This window comes from Flagellimonas aequoris, assembly GCF_003584165.1.
Taxonomy (GTDB): Bacteria; Bacteroidota; Bacteroidia; order Flavobacteriales; family Flavobacteriaceae; genus Flagellimonas; species Flagellimonas aequoris.
Genome location: NZ_QXFJ01000012.1, coordinates 1 through 5,162, shown reverse-complemented (window position 1 = coordinate 5,162; position 5,162 = coordinate 1). Strand labels below are relative to the sequence as shown.

The window sequence follows — 5,162 nt, the reverse complement described above, 5'->3', positions numbered from 1 at the left end:
GGGATGGGCAGGTAGGCCAGTACCTCCTCGCCGACCTTCTCCGAGGACTTGTAGGCCCATGTGGCCAGGTCCCTGAGCTCGTTGGCGAAGGTATAGCGCGCCACCTCGTCGTCCAGGGTGGCCTCGCCCCCCTGCATGATGGCCTGCATGTAGTCCATCACCGCCTCGTTGTGCGCCTGTTCCTCCTCGTCGGTGCGCTTTTTCAGGTAGGTGGCGAGCACCGGCTCGATGTCCGCTGCTTCCAGCTCCGCCAGCTCCGTCTTGCCGGAGTCCTCCAGTGCCCTGTCGTAGAACTTCTCCATCTTCATCATCACGAAGTCCCTCTGGTCCAGGGGCATCACCTCGTCCAGGTAGGAGTCGATGAAGGCGTGCACGTTCACCTCGGTGGCCGAGGGGGTGTCGGTCCTGGGAAGGATCACGTCCAGGGTGGTGGCCAGGGCCTGTCCCTGTCCCTTGTCCAGAAAGCCGGGCGTCCATTCCGCATAGGCAGGTTTGTCCTTGCAGCCCTGGAGCAGGCTTAACAGTGTGGGGGTCGCCACGGCGTAGCCGAAGGCCATCCCCATGTTCTTGAGTGCTGATCTTCTTTCCATTAGATGTTTCCTTTTTTGAGTTCCTGGGCGGCATGGTTGGCGGCCCTTGCGGTGAATGCCATGTAGGTGAGCGAGGGGTTCACGCAGCTGGCAGAGGCCATGAAGGCGCCGTCGGTCACGTAGACGTTCTTGCAGGTGTGCACCTGGTTGTTCCCGTTCACCACGGAGGTCTTCGGGTCGAGGCCCATACGCGCCGTACCCATCTCGTGGATACCCAAACCGAGGGCACCTGGATTGTCAAACGGTTGAACATCCCTCAAGCCTGCCTTGGTAAGCATTTCTACTGCCTGTTCTTTCATATCCTCCCGCATTTTCCATTCATTGTCCCTGAATTCCGCATCGAAGGTCACGGTGGGCAGTCCCCACTTGTCCTTCTTGTCGTAATCAAGGGTCATTCTGTTATCCTCGTATGGAAGGGTTTCTCCAAAACCTCCCATACCAAAAGTCCATCCCCCTGCATTCATCATGGCGTCCTTATATTCTTTTCCATAGGAAAGTTCGGCGACGGTCTGTTCCCAGTTACCCCTTCCGGCACCTCCTTGGTACCCGTAACCACGTTTGAAGGTCTTCATGTCGGAATCGCCACCAAGGTTCCTGAACCTTGGGATGTAGATCCCGTTGGGCTTCCTTCCCTTGTAGTATTTGTCCTCGAACCCATCAAATTTTCCAGAGGCTCCAACGCCCAAGTGGTGGTCCATAATGTTCCTTCCCAATTGGTCGGAATCATTTCCAAGACCATTGGGGAACCTATCCGACTTGGACTGCATCAAAATGGAAGCGGAAGCTATCGCGGAGGCGCAAAGGAAGATGACCTTGGCCTTGAACTCGAACTCCTCATTGGTCTCCCTGTCGATTACCTTGACGCCCGTTGCCTTTTGGGTATTGGGGTCGTAGATGACCTCATGTACGATACTATCTGGTCTTAGGGTAAGGTTTCCTGTTTTTTCCGCAGCGGGCAACGTTGATGACAAACTGCTAAAATAGGCCCCGAAAGGACATCCTCGGATACATCGGTTCCTGAACTGGCAGCGCACTCGGCCGTCGCCCTCGAATTTCTTGTCACTGTTGATGTGGGCCGCCCTACCGGCAGTAACGACACGGCCACCAAAATTTTCCGCTACTTTTTCGCGAACCACTTGCTCCACGCAATTGAGTTCCATCATGGGTTCAAAAACTCCATCAGGCAATTGTGGTAATCCCAGCATTTCCCCTGACACGCCGATATAGCTTTCCACCTTATCGTACCAAGGGGCGATGTCCTTGTAGCGCACGGGCCAGTCCACGGCGATACCATCGTTCTTGTTGGCACCGAAGTCGATGTCGCTCCAGCGGTAGCTTTGACGTCCCCACATGATGGAGCGTCCGCCCACATGGTAGCCCCGTTGCCAATCGAAACGCTTGATTTCATTGTAGGGGTGTTCCAAATCGTCCACGAACCAGAAGTTGTGGGCAGAGTTACCCAAATAACTGGTGCGTAATTGTTTTTCTTGTCTGGCCTTTTGTTCCCTGGTCAGTCGCCCGCGATGTGGAAGATCCCAAGCATCCAAATTGGCCGTTGGGTAGTCCTCGCGGTGTTTTTTCATGGGGCCACGCTCCAAGACCAGGGTCTTGAGACCGTTCTCACAGAGTTCCTTGGCGGCCCAACCGCCACTGATGCCCGTTCCCACCACGATGGCATCGTAGGATTCCTGTTCCTCGTTGTAATAGAATTTGCTCATTTAGTTAAATCTTAGTTGGCTCAATTTACCAATAATAACTCAATGTCTAAAGGAAGATGGGCTGAATAACAAACCTTTACCTGTAAAAAACAAAAATGTAAGGGGTGAACAGAAATTGTGAAACACTTGCTAGAAGTAGGGGTTTGCGAGGATATAAGTGTTGAAACAACGCTTATTGTGTGTTGTGTTAAAATTCAAAACCCCTTCAAATCAATGACTTGAAGAGGTTTTGAGTGGTCCCACCTGGGCTCGAACCAGGGACCACCTGATTATGAGCAGCTTTTTTTAGTTGTCATAAATTTTCATTTGGTTTCTTATGTGTTGATATTCAATGTTTTATGAAATTTTTCTTTTCATTTAGAAGCATCAATACTACCTTTAAATGACCATTTGTTGTACCTATGTTGTACCCAAAACACCGCTGAAAATGATCAATGTACGAACAGTTTTAAGAAAAAAACAGCTTTCCGATGGAAGTTATCCAGTATGCCTTCGTGTGACCAAAGATAGGCGATCCAAATACTTCAAGACCATCTACAATGTATTTCCCAAAGAATGGGACGAACGCACTGGCTCCTTCAATAAGAACCACAGTAATTTTATTCAGGACAATCGGTTATTGTTAAAATTTCGGGACAGGGCATTAAAAGTGATTGCAGAGTTAGAAATGGAAAAAGATGATTTCTCTTTGAGGGAATTTGAACATAACTTTAGATTGGCTTTCAATCCTGTTAGAAGAAACGTTTTTGACTTTTGGGATGAAATAGTGGAGGAGTTGAAATTAGCTGGCAGAATGGGCAATGCCCGTTTCCACAACGATACCAGCAAATCCGTTCTTAGATATTTAAAGTTTGACAAAGACCTTTCCTTTACGGACATTACCCCGGCCTTTCTTGAAAAGTATGAGGCCTATCTGCGTTCACGAGGTGGCACAGACGGCGGTATTGGTGTAAGGATGCGCTCCATAAGGGCGTTGTACAACCGTGCCATCAGAAGAAACATCGTAAAGGAATCCCTTTATCCCTTTCGTGTATACAAAGTATCGAGATTGAAAGGAAGAGGAGCCAAAAGGGCCCTTACCTTTGAAGAGGTAAAACAAATAATCAATGTTGACCTTTCTGAAAATCCAGAGCTTCTGAACAGCAAAAACTATTTTGTTTTTAGTTTCTATACCCGAGGGATGAACTTTGCCGATATGATGAAATTGAAATGGAAGGACATCAAAGGAGGCAACATTTATTATACCCGTTCTAAGACCAAGGGAAACTTTACAATTAAAATCCTACCTCCAGTCCAGGAAATCTTAGATTATTATCACAAAAACTCATTGGACACGAAATATGTCTTTCCCATTTTACTCCATGACCAGCTTACCCCAAACCAGATTGAAAACCGAAAGACCAAAGTGCTCAAAAACTATAATAAGGATTTAAAGTCCCTCGCTGAATTAGCGGAAATTGAAAAATCTGTGACCAGTTATGTGGCTCGGCACAGTTTTGCCAATTGCCTTAAGCAAAAAGGTGTTGCGACAGATGTAATCAGTGAATCACTAGGCCATCAAAACATGGCGATCACACAAGCATACTTGAAAGAACTGGATACATCAGTAGTTGACAAGGCCATAGAAGTATTACTCTAAATCTGATTTTCCTAGAATTGGGTCTTTAAATTTAGTTAAAGGATCCAACCAATCCGCCTTTTGGTTTGCCCAATTTAAATAAACTTTGATTTCTTCATTTAACAAAGATTTATTCTGTTCTACTTTATCCTTGTATGCACTTAGGTAGCCTCTTATTTGTTTAGCCTTATACCAGTTCTCTGAATCTGAGATAAGTTGTCTCAATTTTGATTTTTCCTCTGCTATTTTCTTCAGAAGTTCCTTCTCTTTTAACAATTCTTGTTCTCTCCTCCTTTTTTGCTCTGCTTGTTGCGCTCGTAAATCATGCCAATACTTGCAATCTTTTTCAATCCAAGCTACGATTTGTGGAAGGTATTCTTCTAAACGGATAGTTTTTCTATCTATCCAACTTTTATGTCTGAATGATGGGCCGGCCTGAAATTCTAACTTTTCGCTTTTTTTCCATGATTCCCTGCTCCAACCAGACTTATCTTTCTCTCGTATTCTATGATACTTCTGGCGAAGATTTATTTCTGTTTTTTGACCGAACAACTCTATATGACAACGGCCATACTCAAAGATGATTTTTCCATTCATGGCCTCAATTGCCATAATCAGTGTGTTCATAAATCTGAATGCCCTGGACCTCATTTTGGGATCAGTATGGATGGGTAAAATTTCATGTTCTTGGGATAACTCCCAAAATCCAGCATCTTTACTCTCATCTAATTGCTGCAATAGTTTTTTACTCTTCCTTATTGTTGGATGATATTGCACAATCCTCTTCGGCACTTTAAAAAGTAGATTACTTTGATGCTCTAATTCATATGCTCTTTTATGGTAACTCGTTTTAAATTTTTTGGGTTTTGGGTCTGAGGCTAAATTTATATTGATGCCTCTGTTTTCCATTTTAGGCAGAGGTGTTTTGGTTATTTGTTTATTGAACCTAACCTTTGTCCAATGACCTCGATTTGGTAAAGGGATATTGTATTCTCGACAAACAGCTTTCAATTGCTGTTGGGTTACCTCCAGCCGCTCAGACAAATCATTCAAAGATTGTTCCCATACCAAACTATATAATTCTACTCTTGTAAAGGTTTTTCTTTCATTCATAAAAAATTTCTTAGTTAAAATTCGAGTTTATTGCCAAAAAATGGTGACTATCTCGAAAAAATACTAAAACTGGAAACGCCGGACATAGTATACCACCTTCGCCGGACCAAAGTGAGCATAGCT

The 5,162-nt window shown here is 45.3% G+C and carries 4 protein-coding genes; 1 reads left to right on the top strand and 3 read right to left on the bottom strand.

Annotated elements, in window-relative coordinates; genetic code table 11:
- Both D2U88_RS05285 and D2U88_RS05280 read right to left on the bottom strand, forming a co-directional pair.
- Positions 1–590 (bottom strand): gluconate 2-dehydrogenase subunit 3 family protein (locus tag D2U88_RS05285; RefSeq protein WP_147378521.1); only part of this gene is annotated, 590 nt, incomplete at its 3' end.
- Positions 590–2,308: a GMC oxidoreductase gene (locus tag D2U88_RS05280; RefSeq protein ID WP_119639268.1), complete on the bottom strand. Its 1,719-nt coding sequence runs from the start codon at positions 2,306–2,308 to the stop codon at positions 590–592. The genes D2U88_RS05280 and D2U88_RS05285, both read right to left, overlap by 1 nt.
- A 427-nt stretch (positions 2,309–2,735) precedes the next feature.
- Here D2U88_RS05280 and D2U88_RS05275 point away from each other — a divergent pair, with 427 nt between their 5' ends.
- The gene (locus D2U88_RS05275) at positions 2,736–3,947 is read left to right on the top strand and encodes a site-specific integrase (RefSeq protein WP_182859107.1); all 1,212 of its coding nucleotides are present in this window, start codon (positions 2,736–2,738) and stop codon (positions 3,945–3,947) included.
- On the opposite strand, the gene D2U88_RS05270 is transcribed toward D2U88_RS05275, so the two are convergent.
- A complete protein-coding gene (locus D2U88_RS05270) occupies positions 3,939–5,039 on the bottom strand; it encodes a hypothetical protein (RefSeq protein ID WP_119639266.1) in 1,101 nt (366 codons plus the stop codon). The two genes, D2U88_RS05275 and D2U88_RS05270, sit on opposite strands and share 9 nt — an antisense overlap.
- Positions 5,040–5,162 lie beyond the last annotated feature (123 nt).